This is a genomic window from Paenibacillus sp. NN59 (genome assembly GCF_057597225.1).
Genome location: NZ_CP199678.1, coordinates 6,411,739 through 6,429,119, shown reverse-complemented (window position 1 = coordinate 6,429,119; position 17,381 = coordinate 6,411,739). Strand labels below are relative to the sequence as shown.

Annotated in this window: 11 protein-coding genes; 7 read left to right on the top strand and 4 right to left on the bottom strand. The window is 46.6% G+C overall.

Annotated features, from left to right (window positions below):
* Nucleotides 1-116 precede the first annotated feature (116 nt).
* Nucleotides 117-1,262 carry a response regulator gene (locus ACT89M_RS27995; protein ID WP_154889806.1) on the top strand — a complete coding sequence of 382 codons (1,146 nt, stop codon included), beginning with the start codon at nt 117-119 and terminating at the stop codon, nt 1,260-1,262.
* A gap of 140 nt (nt 1,263-1,402) precedes the next feature.
* Here the strand turns inward: ACT89M_RS27995 and ACT89M_RS27990 are convergent, their stop codons facing one another.
* Nucleotides 1,403-2,500: a hypothetical protein gene (locus ACT89M_RS27990; protein ID WP_154889808.1), complete on the bottom strand. Its 1,098-nt coding sequence runs from the start codon at nt 2,498-2,500 to the stop codon at nt 1,403-1,405.
* 477 nt (nt 2,501-2,977) lie between these two features.
* Between ACT89M_RS27990 and ACT89M_RS27985 the strand changes: the two genes are divergently transcribed.
* From ACT89M_RS27985 to ACT89M_RS27975, 3 genes are all read left to right on the top strand, one after another.
* A complete protein-coding gene (locus ACT89M_RS27985; RefSeq protein ID WP_308723266.1) occupies nt 2,978-5,131 on the top strand; it encodes a TerD family protein in 2,154 nt (717 codons plus the stop codon).
* Between the two features lie 262 nt (nt 5,132-5,393).
* Nucleotides 5,394-6,065, top strand: a complete 672-nt coding sequence (locus ACT89M_RS27980) for a hypothetical protein (RefSeq protein WP_308723267.1) — start codon at nt 5,394-5,396, stop codon at nt 6,063-6,065.
* Nucleotides 6,062-6,244 carry a hypothetical protein gene (locus ACT89M_RS27975; RefSeq protein ID WP_154889812.1) on the top strand — a complete coding sequence of 61 codons (183 nt, stop codon included), beginning with the start codon at nt 6,062-6,064 and terminating at the stop codon, nt 6,242-6,244. Before ACT89M_RS27980 ends, ACT89M_RS27975 begins: the two co-directional genes overlap by 4 nt.
* 323 nt (nt 6,245-6,567) lie before the next feature.
* On the opposite strand, the gene ACT89M_RS27970 is transcribed toward ACT89M_RS27975, so the two are convergent.
* Complete coding sequence (locus ACT89M_RS27970; protein ID WP_487344958.1) at nt 6,568-8,223, bottom strand: extracellular solute-binding protein; 1,656 nt, start codon at nt 8,221-8,223, stop codon at nt 6,568-6,570.
* Nucleotides 8,224-8,243: 20 nt separating this feature from the next.
* Entirely contained in the window at nt 8,244-10,583 is a 2,340-nt protein-coding gene (locus tag ACT89M_RS27965; RefSeq protein WP_487344957.1) for a helix-turn-helix domain-containing protein, read from the bottom strand.
* Between the two features lie 221 nt (nt 10,584-10,804).
* Between ACT89M_RS27965 and ACT89M_RS27960 the strand changes: the two genes are divergently transcribed.
* The 3 genes from ACT89M_RS27960 to ACT89M_RS27950 all read left to right on the top strand — a co-directional run bounded on the left by ACT89M_RS27960 (nt 10,805) and on the right by ACT89M_RS27950 (nt 16,635).
* Nucleotides 10,805-13,405: an S-layer homology domain-containing protein gene (locus ACT89M_RS27960; protein WP_373323301.1), complete on the top strand. Its 2,601-nt coding sequence runs from the start codon at nt 10,805-10,807 to the stop codon at nt 13,403-13,405.
* 447 nt (nt 13,406-13,852) lie between these two features.
* Nucleotides 13,853-15,478: a rhamnogalacturonan lyase B N-terminal domain-containing protein gene (locus tag ACT89M_RS27955; RefSeq protein WP_308723271.1), complete on the top strand. Its 1,626-nt coding sequence runs from the start codon at nt 13,853-13,855 to the stop codon at nt 15,476-15,478.
* A gap of 185 nt (nt 15,479-15,663) precedes the next feature.
* Complete coding sequence (locus tag ACT89M_RS27950) at nt 15,664-16,635, top strand: SMI1/KNR4 family protein (protein WP_308723277.1); 972 nt, start codon at nt 15,664-15,666, stop codon at nt 16,633-16,635.
* A 220-nt stretch (nt 16,636-16,855) separates the two neighbouring features.
* Here ACT89M_RS27950 and ACT89M_RS27945 read toward each other — a convergent pair whose 3' ends face one another.
* Nucleotides 16,856-17,353 carry a DinB family protein gene (locus ACT89M_RS27945; RefSeq protein WP_154889823.1) on the bottom strand — a complete coding sequence of 166 codons (498 nt, stop codon included), beginning with the start codon at nt 17,351-17,353 and terminating at the stop codon, nt 16,856-16,858.
* Between the last annotated feature and the right edge of the window lie 28 nt (nt 17,354-17,381).

Here is a 17,381-nt window from a genome sequence, read left to right as displayed (position 1 = left end):
GCCCTTTTTTTATTTCGAATTTTAGACGTATTACCAAATTGATAGCGTTCGCAATCCAAAGTTTATGGTAAAATTATAGATTAAAGGATCATCAAGTGAGTCGGAGGGCTGTGCATATGAGAGTGATTTTGGTAGATGATGAAAATCTCGCTCTGAGCAGGTTGAATAAATTGTTAGTTGAGAGAGAGGATTGCGAGGTCATCGGTTCTTTTTTGAAGGCAGAAGAAGCGATAGAGCAAATTAAGCAACATTTGCCTGACCTCGTTTTCATGGATATTGAGATGCCGGGGATGAATGGAATTGAAGCAACTGAACGAATTCATGAGGTATCTCCAAGAACAGAAGTTATTTTCACAACAGCCTATAACGAACATGCACTAACAGCTTATGGTCTTGAAGTGCTGGACTATATTATGAAACCCGTAACAAGGAATCGTTTGGATAAAACGATGAAGATGTATCAGCGCAGGGCTGTACCGGCACCAATGGACGTGATCGAAGACACAGCAGAGCGAGGAACGTTAATCCGTTGCTTGGGAATGCTTCAGGTGCAGTTGCATCCGAATGAGGCGCCCAAACATCTGAAGTTTAGAACTACCAAAATCAGAGAACTATTCGCGTATTTGCTCCATCATCGCAATAAACCGATCAAGCGTGACACCCTGCTTGAGCTGTTATGGCCGGAGCTCGATGAGAGGAGAGGTATAACGAACCTGCACAGTGGCATTCATCGCTTACGTGGTATGCTGAACGAATTCATGGGTGAGGACCGGATTTCGGTACGCTATCAACAATTTGGTTATATATTGGAAACTGGCGAACTCCGGATTGATGCGGAAGAGTGGGAGAGCCGTCTTAACCGATTGCCTTCATTATCGCCGTCTACACTTGCCGAGCATCGGTATGTTTCGGATCAGTATGAAGGCAAGTATTTCGGTGAGGGTGATTACGCGTGGGCGGAACTGGAACGTCAGCGATTGCATGCGCTCTGGCAGAATCATGCGCTGAAGCTTGCGCAATACTACATTGAATCGGGACACCCTAATGAAGCCCTGATGTTGTACCACCAGATGCAGCAATTTGATCCGATGATGGAGGAGGTCAGCCTTTCTTTAATGAAGTTGTATGATCGGTTAGGCAATAAAGAGCCGGTGGTTGCTCAGTATCATCAATTGGCAGCAGCATTACAACAAGAGGCAGGAGTAGACCTTGGCCCCGAAGTGGAATCATGGTATCAGGAATGGAAAACCAGGAATATATGAGCATCTGCTCACTGGGATATTTGGCGTATGGAAAAAATCAATTTGTTGTACCTTGTGACAGCCTCATGAATGAGGCTGTTTTTTATCCCAACGACACTGCCAAGAGTACTTGTTACTCATTGTTACTCGTTGCAGGGGTACTACAGAAACCACTCCGTAGCCTGTTCATTAAAAAATCGGGTCACCTCGGGATACTCGTTCAGATCAATCTCTTGCTGGCGTATGATCTTATTGAGAAAAATGGTGTCTGTGAACATTTTGCTGATGATGAAACGGCATTCCATGGGGGTATCCTGGAAAGCATCTATAAGTACTTGAATTTCGTTAAAATCAAAGAACAGGATATATGAAGCGTAATTTTGAAGCAACACGGTAAAACAGTAATCACGATATGATCTGGAGTTCACCGAAGCACCCTCAGTGGCAACTCCCAGTGTATCCGTATTGGCAGTGGTATCGGAATCCGAATCAGCACTAGCGTTTGTCTCACACGTCACATCCATCATGACATCAGCGAGCAAATCTCTAATGATCTGGCAAAACGCCGCAGGATCATCCTTGTATAGCTTGAGCATTCCATCGACATCGTTAATGAGTTGAATGGCGGGCTCCAAACTTTTAATAGAAGGTATGATTAACTTGGGGGAACGTCCCTCAATGACCTGTAACAGCTCCAGAGTTAACGCTTTGCAGGCTTGAATCTCGTCTGCCGAAATCACGATATGTTCCGCGTGCTCGTCGCGATGTGTGGTGTAGTGATTATAATAAGCAACGAAATAATCCTCGAGTGGAATGCCCGTATTGGTATGAATCAAACGTTGTTGGTCAAATGTACAGGCGTATAAAGTCTCATCATTCACCGGATGGGCGTAGAGATAGATAAAGAAGAAAAAGTCGCGCAGCGACTGCTTCTGTGAAGCGTTTAAACAAGTTATGTCATGCAGATGGGACAGCTGGAGGAAGCTATATTTTTTCATCACATCATTCATCTCGCTGTAGGTGTTGTGTGTGTTGATGGATAGTGTGCTATTAATCGTGAACAGTAGGTAGTACAGAATCATCTCATCATATACATTAAGTTGCTCAAACGTCTCAGCTAATACGGGCTTCCAGTCTGGCTTTGATCCATAGTAGGGGTCTTTCGGACGTAATGGGACGATCCAGCCTGAGAAGGTGTCATCGGGGTGATCATTAAAGAATAACGCTGCACTGTCATCCTCATATTGACCAAATGCCATTATCATATCTCCGTGTGTGGGTTCCGGGGGGAGATGGAATTTAAGACGAATATAATCATTATATAAAGTGTGGAGTCTCATTTTCGGATAACCTCGTTTCATAAATACGTTGGATTCCTGTACTTCTGCCTCGCTCTTCATTGTACTCTCTGGTTTCTATTCTTTGCATCCTATTCGACACCCGTTCGAGCACTCCCTCTGTATAAATTCATGTCGTAATACTTTTGCCCTGCTCATAGATGCCAAAATCTGAGATGATGAGTTCACCAAAGGTTCGGGTGACGAACTTCGGAACCTCGAACTCTTGGCCTTCAGGCTATGGCGGTCCTTCCTTCTACATCATTGGAGATTATTAGGGTCGACGCTCTCCTGAAGATTTCAAATCAGAGAGGAGGCGTCCAGGCTATCATATTCCTTCCTTCTCAAGCTAACCACCAAATGTTAATTAGGGATATGGCTTTCCTGGACTCTTTGATCATGAACAATAAAGATGTAAATTACAGCAATATAAAAATGAACAGTATCTATGTGCGCAGAGCCGGCAAATTAATGATCGAGCCTGACCAACAGAAGGTGCATCGATTGCCCAAAAATCTTCTGGCAACAGCGCTCAAAAATATAGAGTCACTTGGGTTTACCTTCTCCAATGAGCTGATGCAGGCATTGCGGACGCTGTCCGAAGAACAATTTGCAGCATTGATTGGGCAGCTGGTAGAAGACCTGAAAGTGATGGTCGGTGCCCATGTGAAATACAAACCGATGTATGCGGGATTCCCGGAGCAGGTGATGGAAGCAGACGAAGCGGAGCTGTACTTGAATGCTGTTTTTTATTACCTGACACATCATACGCTGGGTGATTTTGAGCTTTCGGCTATGGCTGCTGGCGCGCGGTCTCCTTTCCTGGAGCAAACGAAGCTGAGAATCATCGATCTGGGGAGCAAGCAAGCGTTCCAGAAGCTGATCCGTCAGGTAATCGAAGCGAATGGCTCCATCTCGGATACGGACAAAAAAGATATCAAACAAGCGTTGAAACACGCTGATCCGAGCGAGGTCGAGACCATACTACCGGAGGAGATTCCGTTTAAGGAGAATGTAGGGTTCGTTGTTGCGGTGTTATTGAAAAATGAACTGGCAAGCATGGAACGTATCGGGAATTATTTTAAAACGGCAAGCGATGTACTCCGACTGGCAGTATCCTGGTCGGAGGGGGACGTCAGTCTGGCAACCGCCACGCCTTTCCGTAAATTCAAACGCCGTGAGCGCCGCTTGCTCCTCAGTTTACTGGAGCAATGCGGCTCCATCACGGAGGATATGCTGCGCTACAAGGATCGCTGGATTCGGCTGGGGGAGATTTTGCACCCATCCGAATACAAGCTACGGTATCCGCGGAGCCAGGAAGCCTTTGATATCCTGCGAAATAACAAGTCGTTTACAACCTTTAACGGTAGCGTTGAACTGGCATTCCAGTATCGGAATATTTGGAGCCTGATTGACCTGTTGTCTCAGCGTCCGGGTGAATTTGCGCGGAAGCTGGATCATATGCTACGCATTACAGACAATGAGGAATATGTGCTGCTTGCTTTTGGAGAGGTCGCTGCACAGGTGTCTACGCCAGTGTTATTACAGGTGAGACAGCATTTCGCACAGCGGAATGAAGCGTCAAAAATGCGGGTCTTTTTCCCGAAAGGCAATGTGGCCAAGGCGGTTGGCATCCCAAATGAGCTGCCAGAGCTGAATGAAGCAGTCTGTCAGGAAGTGGTGCAATTATGCGAGCAGGCCCTGATCACACGATTCGCTGAATTCCCTTCCCTCGGGAAGACGTATGTGGATGAGCGGATGCGACATTATCTGGTTCCATTTTCACAACGATCCGCGAGCAAAGCCTTACGGACGATTGTGAGAGGAAGCCGTATCCCGATGGGAGAGGGCGACACAATTCGTTTCTTCAGTTGGTGGAAAGAGGGCGAGGTCGATGGTACGCCTACAGGGCGTGTGGATATTGACCTGTCTGCGATCATGTATGACAAGGACTGGAACTATGTTGAACATATCTCATATACGAATCTGAAGTCTGTGAAATATAAGGCTGTCCATAGCGGGGATATTGTGACTGCACCTTATGGGGCGAGTGAGTTTATTGACCTGCATATCCCTTCGATTGTGAATTATGGCGGAAGGTATGTGGTGACCACACTTCACTCCTTCACCAGCCATCCGTACTGCAACTTGCCGGAATGTTTTGCAGGCTGGATGATGCGTAAGAAACCCGGCTCGGGCGAAATCTATGAACCATCCACGGTGGAGAACAAGATTGATATTACGGCGGATACGCAGATCGCAATTCCCGTCATTCTGGATCTGGTTGATCGTACGATCATCTGGACGGATCTGGCGCTGACAAGGTACCCGGACTATTACAACAATGTGGAAGGCAATCGGGGAGGCATCGTGCTGATGGGGAAAGCAATGACCTCATTACGCAAACCTCACCTGTATGACTTGTTCATGCTGCACGCCAAGGCGAGAGGTGAACTGGTGGATACGAAGGAGCAGGCCGATACGATCTATGCGGTCGATGAAGGTGTGACACCGTATGATATCGAGCAGATTATGGCGGAATATCTGGCTTGATCCGTACAAGGACGGCATGATTTGGAGTGGATTGGGTAATGTGAGGTACTGTGTTGTGTTGGAAGTCCATGAGTATGTATGTGCGAGCACAATTAGCACAACTGGTGAAGAAGGAGCAGTCATAAGGCTGCTCTTTTTTAGGCTGGTTCAGAAGCTATGCATGAACATATCAATGGGAGAGTCATGTTAACATGACTTCATTTGACGATGAGTTCCATTTTATAGTAACTTTGGCGTGACTATAAGGGGTGATCTAATCTACATGAATAATAACTCAAGTCAAAATACAAGCGTGGATTCCATTCTCGGCCAGTATGCATTTAACGAGCATTCATCGTCCACTGAATTGATCGAGTTCACATTAAAATCATTGCAGAGCTTGTTGCCACTCGCTGGCTTCAAGATTGTCAAATCCCGCAAAGCCCTGGAGATGAAAACGAAGGAATTGTTGATATCCATCTATTTGCAGGCCAATAGACATAATACAGCAGGAACGAGTATAGAAGTTATGCTGCACTGTAAAGTTACGCATATCAAGCATAAGTCCTACACAGGACTGCCGGAAAGTTACTATGAGCATTCGGAGATAAAGTGGTATGAATTATTGGGGAAAGAGGCATTCGAGGGCAGCCTCCTATCGATGATGGAGTACATTACACAACACGAGATTCTATTAATCGAGCAGCTTATATCTGATCCTCAAGGTGTGATAGAGGCAAATAGAATTTTCAGCCCTTATTTTTTACTATCGCTATGGGACGATGCGCAATTTGAACAGGCGAGGCAGCGATACGTTGCGAGTCTAAGCGAAGCGCAGAAACAGCAGTATGACGAGGCCGTCATCAAGTTTCAAGAAGATGTAAACAGTCCGATTAAGCGTGGAGAAGATTGGGCATATTTGACGGTGGCCAAGAAGGAGGGGCGTGAAGTATGACTATTACCCCTGTCATTTTGGTGTTGTTTGCGTTGGTTAGCTATTTCTTTATTTACTTTATGTGTAAAGTGATTAATCCTCAGGCACCCAAAGGATATGTTATGTGGGCTGGAGTTTGTTTTGCAATTCTGACGGTGATGTTGTGTATTCTATTGCTTCTTCTCCCTCAGCTGGTCTAGAGATGCATAAGTTAGCTAAGATCCAGTCCCCGAAGCTTTGGACAGCGGCTAACGATCACAGATGACGCTATTTGCGTTTTTTCAGTGGAAAATCATCATCTTTAATGCATTTTGGCCGAAATAGCGTCGCTGGAGATCGTTAGATTTCTAAATGTGTGAAAATCAGCCTAATAAGGTCACTGGTGATCGTTAGAGTTGAGCGTGTTGCCTAGGTGTGTCTTAAACCTCACTGAAATGGATTTTTTCACCTTTCAATCCTGCTGCGTCACTTTCCCTTCACAAGCTGCCCCGGCACGCCTGCGAGAAACTTCCTCCTCATTCCCCTACTGCTTCCACGCATTCGCTTCTTTCACCACTTCTGCACCGCCTGCAGACATGAACTCCTGTACAAACTCATCGAATTCACGGAGTGGTCGCTCACCTGTAATAAACGAGATATAGGCTTTGTTCTTCAACCGGATTAACGAATCGCTATATTTAGCCAGAGCGGGTGTGGCGACCTCCAGCGCATTATAAATGCCGTTCTGATCGAGGTGTAGCGTTGAAGCCCATTGCTCCCGTTCTCCCGTCTCTTTCAGCGGAACCGTCATGCCGATATTGGCACCAATCGTATTCTGATACCCGAACATGGTGTCATATGGCGGCATAATGACGATGTTTTTCGGCTCGCCCGGTGTCCAGACCCAGTGTTTATTTTGCACGCCATAGGTCATGCTTGTTGCTTTATCTGGATCAGGGCTTGCACTAACCTCATCCAAAATACGCAGAATCATCTCCAGCTTGCCCGGCTCCTTGATCGCATCCGCTCCGATGGCAGTGAAGCTCATTAACATGTCATTTCCTTTGGAGCCACGTTGTCCGTGAGGTCCCATGAAGGGTTGGCCTAATGTGACCCCAGCTTCAGGGAACTTGGCCGTTAATTCTTTTACATTAAAGGTTGCTTGGACTGGACTTTTCACCACTTTACCGTCACGTTCAACATGCCAATCCTCATAATCGCCATCCTGAATCCAGTGGTAGTAGTTACCCATCGAGGTCATCCCGATTTTACCGTTAATAAACGCATGGGACAGATGTTTGTAACCGCCTTTATTCTCGCCAGTGACAAACTCGGGATCGATTACACCGTCCTTGTACCATTTCCGCAGGTAGGTCAGTGCTTCCTTCATATCGGGCTGCAACGCACCAATAACTTTCTTCCCATCCTTCGTGCCGAAGTATAGTTGATCTGCAAAAATAATCTGACCGAAGGCTCCGAATACCACATTCATGCCTTCACTAGATAAACCATACGTGTCCTGGATGCCGTTGCCGTCGGGATCATCAAAGGTAAATGCATAGATAACCTTCTCGAATTCCGCCAGCGTCTGCGGAACGGACAAACCCAGCTTGTTCAGCCAATCCTGCCGATATACCACCGGTGTACGGTAGATGTTCGTTGGATTGATGACAGGAATGCCGTAATACTTCCCGTCTATAACTCCTGCATGTTCATAGGCCGGGGCTTGTTCATGGATGATACGCATGAGATTTGGGGCATATTGTTTCAACGTCTCTACCGGAATCTCGGCAAGCACCCCTTGCTGCTGATATTTCAACAAATCCTGCGGCTGACGGATACGGAAGAGGTCGGGAATGTTACCTTGAGCCAGCTTCATATCGAGAAGCGACTCATATTTGTTGTTTTCCATATTCCAGATTTCCAGATCTACATCAAATTGCTCTTCCACCTGTTTCAACATCTCGGCATCTTGCGGAACGGGCAGATTCTGATGCAACGTCCACGAAATATGATATTTGGCTTTGCCCGAAGGAGAGGATGGCGTACCGTTCAGCTCTGATTCGACTACAGCATTGGGTCCGGTCAGCAGATTACAGCCGCCAAGAATAACGCCCGCCAGCGTCAGCAGTGCCGTAGTCAGAAACACTCGATAGCGATAAGGAACTTTCGCTCCTGCCTGCTGTTCCTTCACCTTCATCCGATCCATCCTCCTCATCCTTATGATCCGGCTTCGGATATTGCTGCCGAAGAGAGATTGCGTACATAATTGCCCGGTGTACAGCCGTACATTTCTTTGAAACGTTTAATGAAATAGGCGGTTGTGCCGTAACCAACCGAGCTTGCGACCCGGTCAATGGTCATGTTGTTGTTTTCAATCAACAGCTTGGCCTGCTCCATCCGCCTTGATGTTACATAGTCGGTGTAGGTGACACCCATTTCTTCCTTAAAGAGCTTGCTCAGATACTTGGGACTAAGGAATACTTTGCTTCCAACAGCCTCAAGTGAGAGGTCATCCGAAAGATTGGCTTCAATATATTGCTTCGCCAGCTCGATGGTGGAGACGGCTCGATCACTGTTACGATTCTCGGTTTCTTCTATAAATGTAGTGATTGATGCTGTCAGCCAGTTGCGGTATGCCAATATATCATGCAGATTTGTATATTCGTGATACAGATCAGGGTGTCCGAACTGCAACGGGTGCTTATAACGAACGTTTTTGGCTGCATCTGAGTAGATAAACACCATATTTGACAGGATAAAATGGCAATAATCCGCAGGGAACTGTCCTTCCCGCATTTGTTCAACCACTTGTTCGATGGTGCCTACAGCCTCATCAAGTTGCCTGCTCTGAAGTTTGTCTCTGAACTTGGCAAGCAAAGTCTGCGGAATTTCATCCAGGCTGTGCTCACGCTGAAGCAGGGAGTGATCTTTCAGAATGTGCAGCTCTGGCAAAAGATAAGCATATTTCATCAAGACTTGTGCTTCGTTGAAGCTCTGATGAATATCACGTAGATCCTTGACCCAACAGCCTGTAGACAGCTGAATGTCTGGTTGTAGCTGCTGACGTGTCTCGGCGAGCAGTAGCTCGGCGAACTTGTCCAATAATGCTTCTGAAGCCACATCGGTACAGAGAATGACGGCAAATCGCTTATCTGGCAGTTCTTCTGCAATGAGACGGCTATCTTGCAAGGACAAACACTCCAGCCCATGCATCAGTTTGGCAATGGTCTCAGGCTGTTTCGATGAGCCACTTTCAGCAATCGCTGAACCGGTATTCATCAGCATGCAGCAGTATTCCTTGTATTGTCTTGCGATACCAAGAGCAGCACGTTCCTCTTTCCATGGCCTGTGTTCCGGATTACCTTGCAAAAGGTTAAGCACAGCTTTGTGCCTTACAGCCGCACTGTTCGCATGTACAGTCTCTTCGAGATGATTCACTTGTTCTTTGAGATGAAGAAAGGCATTATCGATCAGGCGAAATTCATTGGTAACCTGATGAGATGTAGTCCCAGAAAGATCCTTAATGCGGCCCACCAGTCGTTTGATCGGACTATAATTCGCGCGTACAAGCACAGCGGATAAAATCAGCCCGATCAACAGCGCAATGAGACAGATCCCGAGAATAAGTTTCTGGATCATGATGGACTGTTCATAGTAGTAGCTGGATGGCGTAGCACTGTAGATCATCCACTGAGTCGATGGTAACGTTTGATAGGAAACCACATATGGTGCATCGCCAATCTTCTCGTCGAAGCTACCTTTGGCGTGGCCTAGCTCAAGCGTCTTCTTCAGACTTGCGGTGTACATATCAGACTGTCCGGCACTTTGTTCTTGCAATCGACTCACTGCATTCCCGGCAGCGTTGACGATTACGGTATGTTGATACTGGGAAGGCATCATATTCTCAATGATTGCATTCACGGCCTCTTCTTTGACATCTATGGCGATAATGACATCACTGGTTTCTCCTGTTGAGCGAAAAGGATAGCTGTGCGCATACGTGAACAAACCATTGGTATTCTCGCTTGTCTGACTGGAGAAAATGTCCTTTGGAATATGACGTACTGGCGTCCACAGGCTGTTATGTTTACTGGTGCGCATCTCCTGAAGCCAGTCCGCATAATACACAGACCCTTCGCTCTGATCTGCTTTATAGCGCAGTCCATAGAGCGAGGAGAGCATAATATTACGTGCAGGATAATAGAGATGAATGCCTTGAACAATATCGGTATTGGCGGCAACCTTGGCTTTGAGCAGTTCTTGCAGGTCTACCACCTGATTTAATTCATTTCGATCCTCCTGATCGGTAAAGAGACGAATATTGGCTGATTTATTAAGAGAGAGGTCAACATACATCTGTTGCACCCGCTTGAGTACGGTTCCTTCAATAGTACGTGCTGTATTTTCAAGAATCAGCTGATTCTTATTTCTTAATTCTTCATTGTAACTGCGTGAGAAATAGATATAGAAAAATGAGCAGATCAGCAGCACAATAACGATGACGATTGAACCATAAGACAGGGCTAGTCCCGCCCATGCAGAGCTCCACTTTTTCATCAAACATTCCTCCCGGCCCAAATTATACACTACCCGAATTCAGTAAGGTTCACGATTTATATTAACTTGATGTAAAATGTTGAGGATTTATGATATTGCGTCGAAATTGATACAATGACGAAATTGTTTTATTGCTGGTTTTGCGGCCCCAATGCTACATTGAGACCGTACCGAGACCAACTATAAAACGATGGGAGTCGACAAATTTGAAAACGAAAGTGATCAAACGCAACAAGAAGAGATTGTTCGCCGCAGCGATGGGAGTCGTTCTTTTATCCAATACCTTTGCCGCAAGCAACGTGCTCGCTGCATCAGATGAGACAACCATTCCATTGCCACCTCAACCAGAGTGGGGATATTTTGTAGACACGTACAAAAATAACACGGGTGCAGGCATGACGGTTAATGGCAACCCAGCCATAGGCACTCTCTCGAAGTTTCTTCAATTATGGACACCGGGATCAGCTTGGAATAACGGTACCAAGCTGAATGAACAGGTATTGGATTACAATATTGATTACGTGGAAAACCTTTCTAAAACGCGTACCGCAAAAGATGAAGAGGAAGCTTATTATACCGATCGAAGAAACCAGACGTATGGAGCAGTTGAAGGGCTTGGCGTATTAACGAATGTATATCGTGAGATGTCCGGAACGGTCACTTCTATTACCTATATTCCGCAAGAAGCATTAACAACGAAGTTTTCAGATACGAATGATTCCAACAAAGGAGGAAACTCCGATTCTGAACTTGGGAAAATGGTAGATCTGGTTGGTAAAGTGCGGGGGGACTACGCCTCAACACAACAAGCCAAGAAATTTTACCAATATATGAGACCTTTCCGTTGGAAAGATGATTTATCGATTATTGTACCTACACTTAAAGCTGTGAGAAGCAGCACTCCAGAATCTGATGGCGGATTCCCGAGTGGTCACACCAATGCCTCCTACCTTGCAGCAATCGCACTGGCATATTCTGTTCCTGAGCGATTTCAGGAATTAATGACACGTGCATCTGAAATGGGAGATGACCGGATTGTAGCCGGCATGCACTCACCGCTTGATGTTATGGGAGGTCGTGTACTGGCGACGGCATTCGCAGCTTCGGCTTTGAATGATCCAGACAATCAACAGTTGAAAAAAGATGCGTACAAGCAGGCACATGATATCCTGTTGAAACAAAATGGAACAGCAGAAGATCGGTTCACGGATTATCAGAAGAATAAAGAAGAATACACTCAACGTTTAACATATGGATTCCCGCAGATCGATTCAACGAACGAACCTGTTGCTGTACCTAAAGGTGCAGAAGTGTTGCTTGAAACAAGACAGCCTTACTTGTCCGACCAGCAACGTCGTGCAGTACTGGCGACAACAGCGATTGCTTCCGGTTATCCGGTATTGGATGATCCAGAAGGCTGGGGACGTCTTAACTTGTTTGCTGCTGCAGATGGATACGGTGCGTTCAATCATGACGTGAAAGTAACGATGGATGCGGCTAAAGGCGGATTCAATGCACAGGATGTGTGGAGAAACGATATTTCCGGTACAGGTAAATTGACGAAAGAAGGCAGCGGTACCCTGAAATTAAGAGGTAACAACACGTATTCCGGTGGTACAGAGATCAACGGAGGTACATTGGAAGGCGACACGCCTTCGGCATTTGGTACAGGTAACGTTACAAACAACAGCGGTACAGTGACCGAAAGTGTATACGGAAAATGGAACATTGAAGGGAACTTCACTCAAGGATCAACAGGGGTGTTGGAACTGAATGTAGCGACAGCTTCAGATGTACTTGATGTGAAAGGTACGATTCAAGCAGCTGGGGAGTTGGATGTGAATTTTGGTAACGGTTATGTACCGGGTGCAGGTACGTTCACACTAGTTACTCATGGTACAAACCAAAGAACGGGTCAATTCACCTCCGTTAACGTCCAAGGACTACCGTCAAAATACAGCACACAAGTTGTATATGAAAACAATCGTATTGCTTTAGTGATCACAGATACAACCAACACAGGAACTACACCAGGAAATGGTGGCGGCGGTTCTTCGACTGTACCTTCAACAGGCACACAGCCTAGCCCAGGTACAACGACACCATCGACAGGAACACAACCTGTACCAGGCACAACAACGCCATCGACGGGCACACAGCCTAATCCAGGTACAACGACAAGTCCGTTCAAATCTGGAGTTGTTAACCCGGATAGTTTGCTGAAAACAGTAAGCGATGCTATTGCGGCAACCCAGAATCAACAATTCGCCGTTCGTGATATCGCGAGTCACTGGGCTAACGAAAATATTAACATTGCCCTGAAACTGCGTGTCGTTAACGGTTATGAGAACGGATCGTTTAAGCCGAATGCTCCTGTAACACGAGCTGAATTTACAGCAATGATTGCACGTGCTTTTGGACTTAGTGAGAATAAAGCAGCAAATAGCTTCAAAGATGCAGGTTCTAACTGGGCTGCTGGATATATCGGTGCTCTGGCAGATAAGGGTGTAATCGGTGGATACACAGATGGCTCCTTCAAGCCGAATGCAACGATCACTCGTGCCGAGATGATAGCTATCATTGCTCGTGTTCTCGATCTGAATACGTTGGCTACGGATGCTCCGACTAAATTCAGTGATGTAAAAGCCGGAAACTGGGCTGCTGAAGCGATTGAACTTGCTTCATCCGCGAAGCTGGTTAATGGATTGACAGCTTCCGAGTTCGCGCCAAACGGCAAATCAACTCGCGCTGAAGCGGTAACGATCATCATCCGTGCGCTGGAAAGCGACAGCACGATCAAATCATTGATTGCAGGTCTGTAATTCAAATCTCATCCCATCTCATCCTACTATGATCGATCAAGATTGCCGGGGCGGTTCGCATATGCGAGCCGTTTCGGTTTTTTTGTTGTGAATGATGCTGTAGACATCTATGTCATCCGAGTTTGTAGTAAAATATGGATTATTACCTGTACGAATATAACTTACGTAAAGGGCGGGTGCAAAAACCTTCTGTGCGCAAGAAAAAGAAGTATTCATAGGGACGGGAAGCTTATCATTGTATGGATATGTAATATAATGGTATTATGATAATGTAATTGTAAGAAAATCGTATCAAAAGGTGTTTTGGGAAAGGAGGTTAATACGGAAGTATTGCAACTAAGAGGTACACATCAAACGATGTGGCACATCACAATCCACCGTAGAGGTTGAGCATACATCAAAATGTAAGCGCTTCATAATGTGATGATAATCAGGAGGGATATTCACATGATTCAACGTTTGGTAAAAAAATGGACGAGTATGCTGCTGTTCATCGCCATGGTTGCTTCCGTTTTTGCTTTTCCTGCTTCAAAGAGCCATGCAGCCACCATTCAGGTGACGGACAATGGTTCCCGAATCGAGGTAAATACCGGGTCAGGACTTGTGTATGTGGTCAACAAAACCAATGGAGATATCATCTCGGCCAAGATGAACGGAACGGAGCTGAACAGTAATAGAGGATCACATATTGGTTCAGGTTTAGGGTCATCCGCGAATGTGACGTGGAATAGATCACCTTCGGGTTCAACGGTATTAATCACCGTTTCTACCAACACATTAACGCATTATTATGCTTCGCGCGGTGGTGAGAATATTATCTATATGGCTACCCATATTACGGCACAGCCGTCTATTGGAGAGCTTCGTTATATTTTCCGCGGCAATGGGAGTGTGCTGACCGGTGTGCCGGTGAACTCGAACAACAGGGGTAATACGGGGGCGATTGAAAGTCAGGATGTATTCGGATTCGCGAATGGACAGTCAGCTTCTAAATATTATGGTAATGATCAGGCGAAAGACCTGTCTGTTCGAGGGGTAACGGGCAACGGAGTTGGTGTATTCATGGCTTACGGCAACCGAGAGAAAAGCTCAGGCGGGCCTTTCTTCCGTGATATTCAGTTCCAGAGCGGTTCTGAGACGGAAGTCTATAATTATATGAACTCGGGACATGCCCAGACGGAGAACTGGCGTCTTGGTCTGCATGGGCCGTATGCCCTTATTTTTACAACTGGTGGCACTCCTGCGGCACCTGATTTTAGCTGGATGTCAGGATTAAATCTGCAAGGATGGGTGACCAGCCGGGGGAATGTGGTGTTGAATGGACTTTCTGGCATGGATGCAGGTTATGCTTATACAATTGGATTTGCGAACAGCAACGCTCAGTATTGGGCAAATGCATCATCGAGTGGGTCTGCAACCAAGTACGGCATGATTCCGGGAACATATGCCATGACGGTGTATAAAGGTGAGCTTGCCGTATACACGGAAAATGTGAACGTGAATGCGGGACAAACTACAACGGTGAACACCCGCACCATCAACAATGATCCGAGCAAAGCCTCCAGCATCTGGCGGATTGGGAACTGGGACGGGACACCACGGGAGTTCCTGAATGGACAGACGATTCCAATTCGTCATCCTTCGGACAGTCGCAACCCAAGCTGGGGGCCGGTAACGTATACTCCGGGCAGTGCAACGAATCGTTTTCCGGCTATTCAATTCCGGGGTCAGAACTCGCCTACAACGGTGAATTTTAACTTAAATGCAGCGCAGGCATCCTCCTCACATGTGCTGAATATCGGTATCACAGCTGCTTACATTAATGGCCGACCAAGTGTAACCATTAATGGACGCACATTAAGTAATCCAGCGCCTTCTGCTCAGCCGAACTCTCGTAGTTTCACCATCGGCACGTACCGGGGCAATAATACCACCTTCAGTTGGAATATTCCTGCATCACACTTTGTTAACGGTGCCAATACGATCACCATTACACCGATCAGCGGCTCCAGCGACCTTGGCAATTGGTTAAGTGCAGGTTGGGTGTACGATTGTGTGGAAATGCTGAATTAACGAAGGAAGCAATAGCTTGAGTAGCCTGACTGAATGGATAACATGAGGTCGGGCTGCTTTTTTATACTTTTCATCTTAAATAGCATTGCGATGTAGACCGTTTCCCTCTTCGCTGGAGAAGCGGTTCCGTATAGTGGTATAATTTTCAATACATAATGATGAGAAGAAGGAACGGAGGCACGATGATGAACGAAGAGTTATTGGAGCAACTGGAAACTTGGCATGAGCAAGATGAGTACGAGAAAATTGTAGAAGCAGTGCAGGAGATTCCTGCAGAAGAGAGAGACTATGCGCTGGTGAATCACTTGGGCCGGGCCTTAAACAATCTGGAACGATATGAAGAAGCTGTGGAACAATTTCTGACCGTGGCCCAAGAGGGGGCAGATGACCCGCTCTGGCAATACCGGATTGGACTGGCTTATTATTATCTGGAACAATACGACAAGGCAGAGCAAGCTTTTGAACGATCCGACGAACTGGAGCCTGGGGATGAAGATACGCTGGAGTTTCTGGAATGGATTCGAAACCGGGACGATGAGGAAGAAGAGGATGAGGACGCGGACGAGGGCGTAACGGGTGAAGATGACGAAGACGGTGAGTTGAAAAAAACAACAGCCGAAGAGCAACCGGTGGTGATCTCTTCTATACCTTTAGTCCATGATGATCCAGTACCCGTATCCGGTGAATTCTGGAATGACAGTGAATTGGCTCTGGAGCAGTATGTGTCTGATCTGCCAAGCGATGGATTGATTGAATCGGTGGAAGAACAACTTGTATTCCGCTTGCCTGCCTCTTACATTGAGATGATGAAGGAGCATAACGGAGGCATTCCATATAACCGCTTTTTCCCCGTGACAAACGAAGAGTCTGGAGAAACCGGACATGTCGAGATTGAGGGGATATTAGGTATTGGCCGTGAGAAACGCCATTCCCTGTGCGGTGAAGAAGGAAGCTGGGCTGTGATTGAACGTGATGGTTATCCCGAGATTGGGGTGGTCATTGCGAAAGCGCCTGCCGAAGCAGGGGTTGTCATGCTGGACTATCGTTCCTTCGGCAATGATGGTGAGCCAGAGGTCGTCTACGTAGATAAGAACCAGCGAAAGATTACACCGCTCGCACCGAACTTTGAAACGTTTATCCAAGGGTTAACGCGATAAACACTTTGATGAACAACCGGGTTTACGCCTTACGTGCCAAAAGATGAAAAGCAGTTACAATTAAAAAACATCCTAAATGAACGAGAAGCCGCAGGGTGCACCCCCATGCGGCTTCTCGTCTGCGGTGTACCATATGTTGCAAGGCCTTTATCTGCCATTGTTGTAGTTTACACTCCTCAATCGCAGATTCGAGGATGTGTTCCCGTACGTTCTTTCGTTATTATGCCGGGAATCCGCCGCCTGGAGGCGGCCATGCGCCATAGAAACGGCGAAGCAGCACAATCTCGCCGAGATGATAAGAGTTGTGTGAGGCGATATTGCGCAGTAATCCACCTTTGGTTTCGCCTGGGAAAAAGAGAAGCGGATCATTCAGTTGTGCGGTTTCTGCGATAGATACGGCTTGATCAATTCCGCCCAGGAATGCCTGAATATCCTCTTGCCAAGTTGCTTCATCCTGTGGGCCTGTCTCTACCGGCCAGCTCTCGCTTACGTTGGCTGGCATCTGCGGCTTGCGCCCCTCAACATGCTCCAGCATGAAATTCTGCCAGTAGTGCATATGTTTAACCAATTGATAAATGGTATAGGGCATAGCCTCGTGCGTACGTCCCGCCAGCTCCACATCAATATCGGGCAGTGCTTTGGTTATGCGAATATGTCCGCGCTCCCCTACGAGGGATTTAACAAGGGCTTGTCCAAAACTCTGATTTACATCTGACATGTGTGATCTTCCTCTCTATAAGAACAGG

Excerpts from the sequence above, each read along its gene's own strand:
- ACT89M_RS27955 (WP_308723271.1), top strand. The coding sequence starts at position 13,853 with ATGATTCAACGTTTGGTAAAAAAATGGACGAGTATGCTGCTGTTCATC.
- ACT89M_RS27990 (WP_154889808.1), bottom strand. The coding sequence starts at position 2,500 with ATGGCATTTGGTCAATATGAGGATGACAGTGCAGCGTTATTCTTTAAT.
- ACT89M_RS27975 (WP_154889812.1), top strand. The coding sequence starts at position 6,062 with ATGACTATTACCCCTGTCATTTTGGTGTTGTTTGCGTTGGTTAGCTAT.
- ACT89M_RS27980 (WP_308723267.1), top strand. The coding sequence starts at position 5,394 with ATGAATAATAACTCAAGTCAAAATACAAGCGTGGATTCCATTCTCGGC.
- ACT89M_RS27995 (WP_154889806.1), top strand. The coding sequence starts at position 117 with ATGAGAGTGATTTTGGTAGATGATGAAAATCTCGCTCTGAGCAGGTTG.
- ACT89M_RS27950 (WP_308723277.1), top strand. The coding sequence starts at position 15,664 with ATGAACGAAGAGTTATTGGAGCAACTGGAAACTTGGCATGAGCAAGAT.
- ACT89M_RS27970 (WP_487344958.1), bottom strand. The coding sequence starts at position 8,223 with ATGAAGGTGAAGGAACAGCAGGCAGGAGCGAAAGTTCCTTATCGCTAT.
- ACT89M_RS27985 (WP_308723266.1), top strand. The coding sequence starts at position 2,978 with ATGAACAATAAAGATGTAAATTACAGCAATATAAAAATGAACAGTATC.
- ACT89M_RS27965 (WP_487344957.1), bottom strand. The coding sequence starts at position 10,583 with ATGAAAAAGTGGAGCTCTGCATGGGCGGGACTAGCCCTGTCTTATGGT.
- ACT89M_RS27945 (WP_154889823.1), bottom strand. The coding sequence starts at position 17,353 with ATGTCAGATGTAAATCAGAGTTTTGGACAAGCCCTTGTTAAATCCCTC.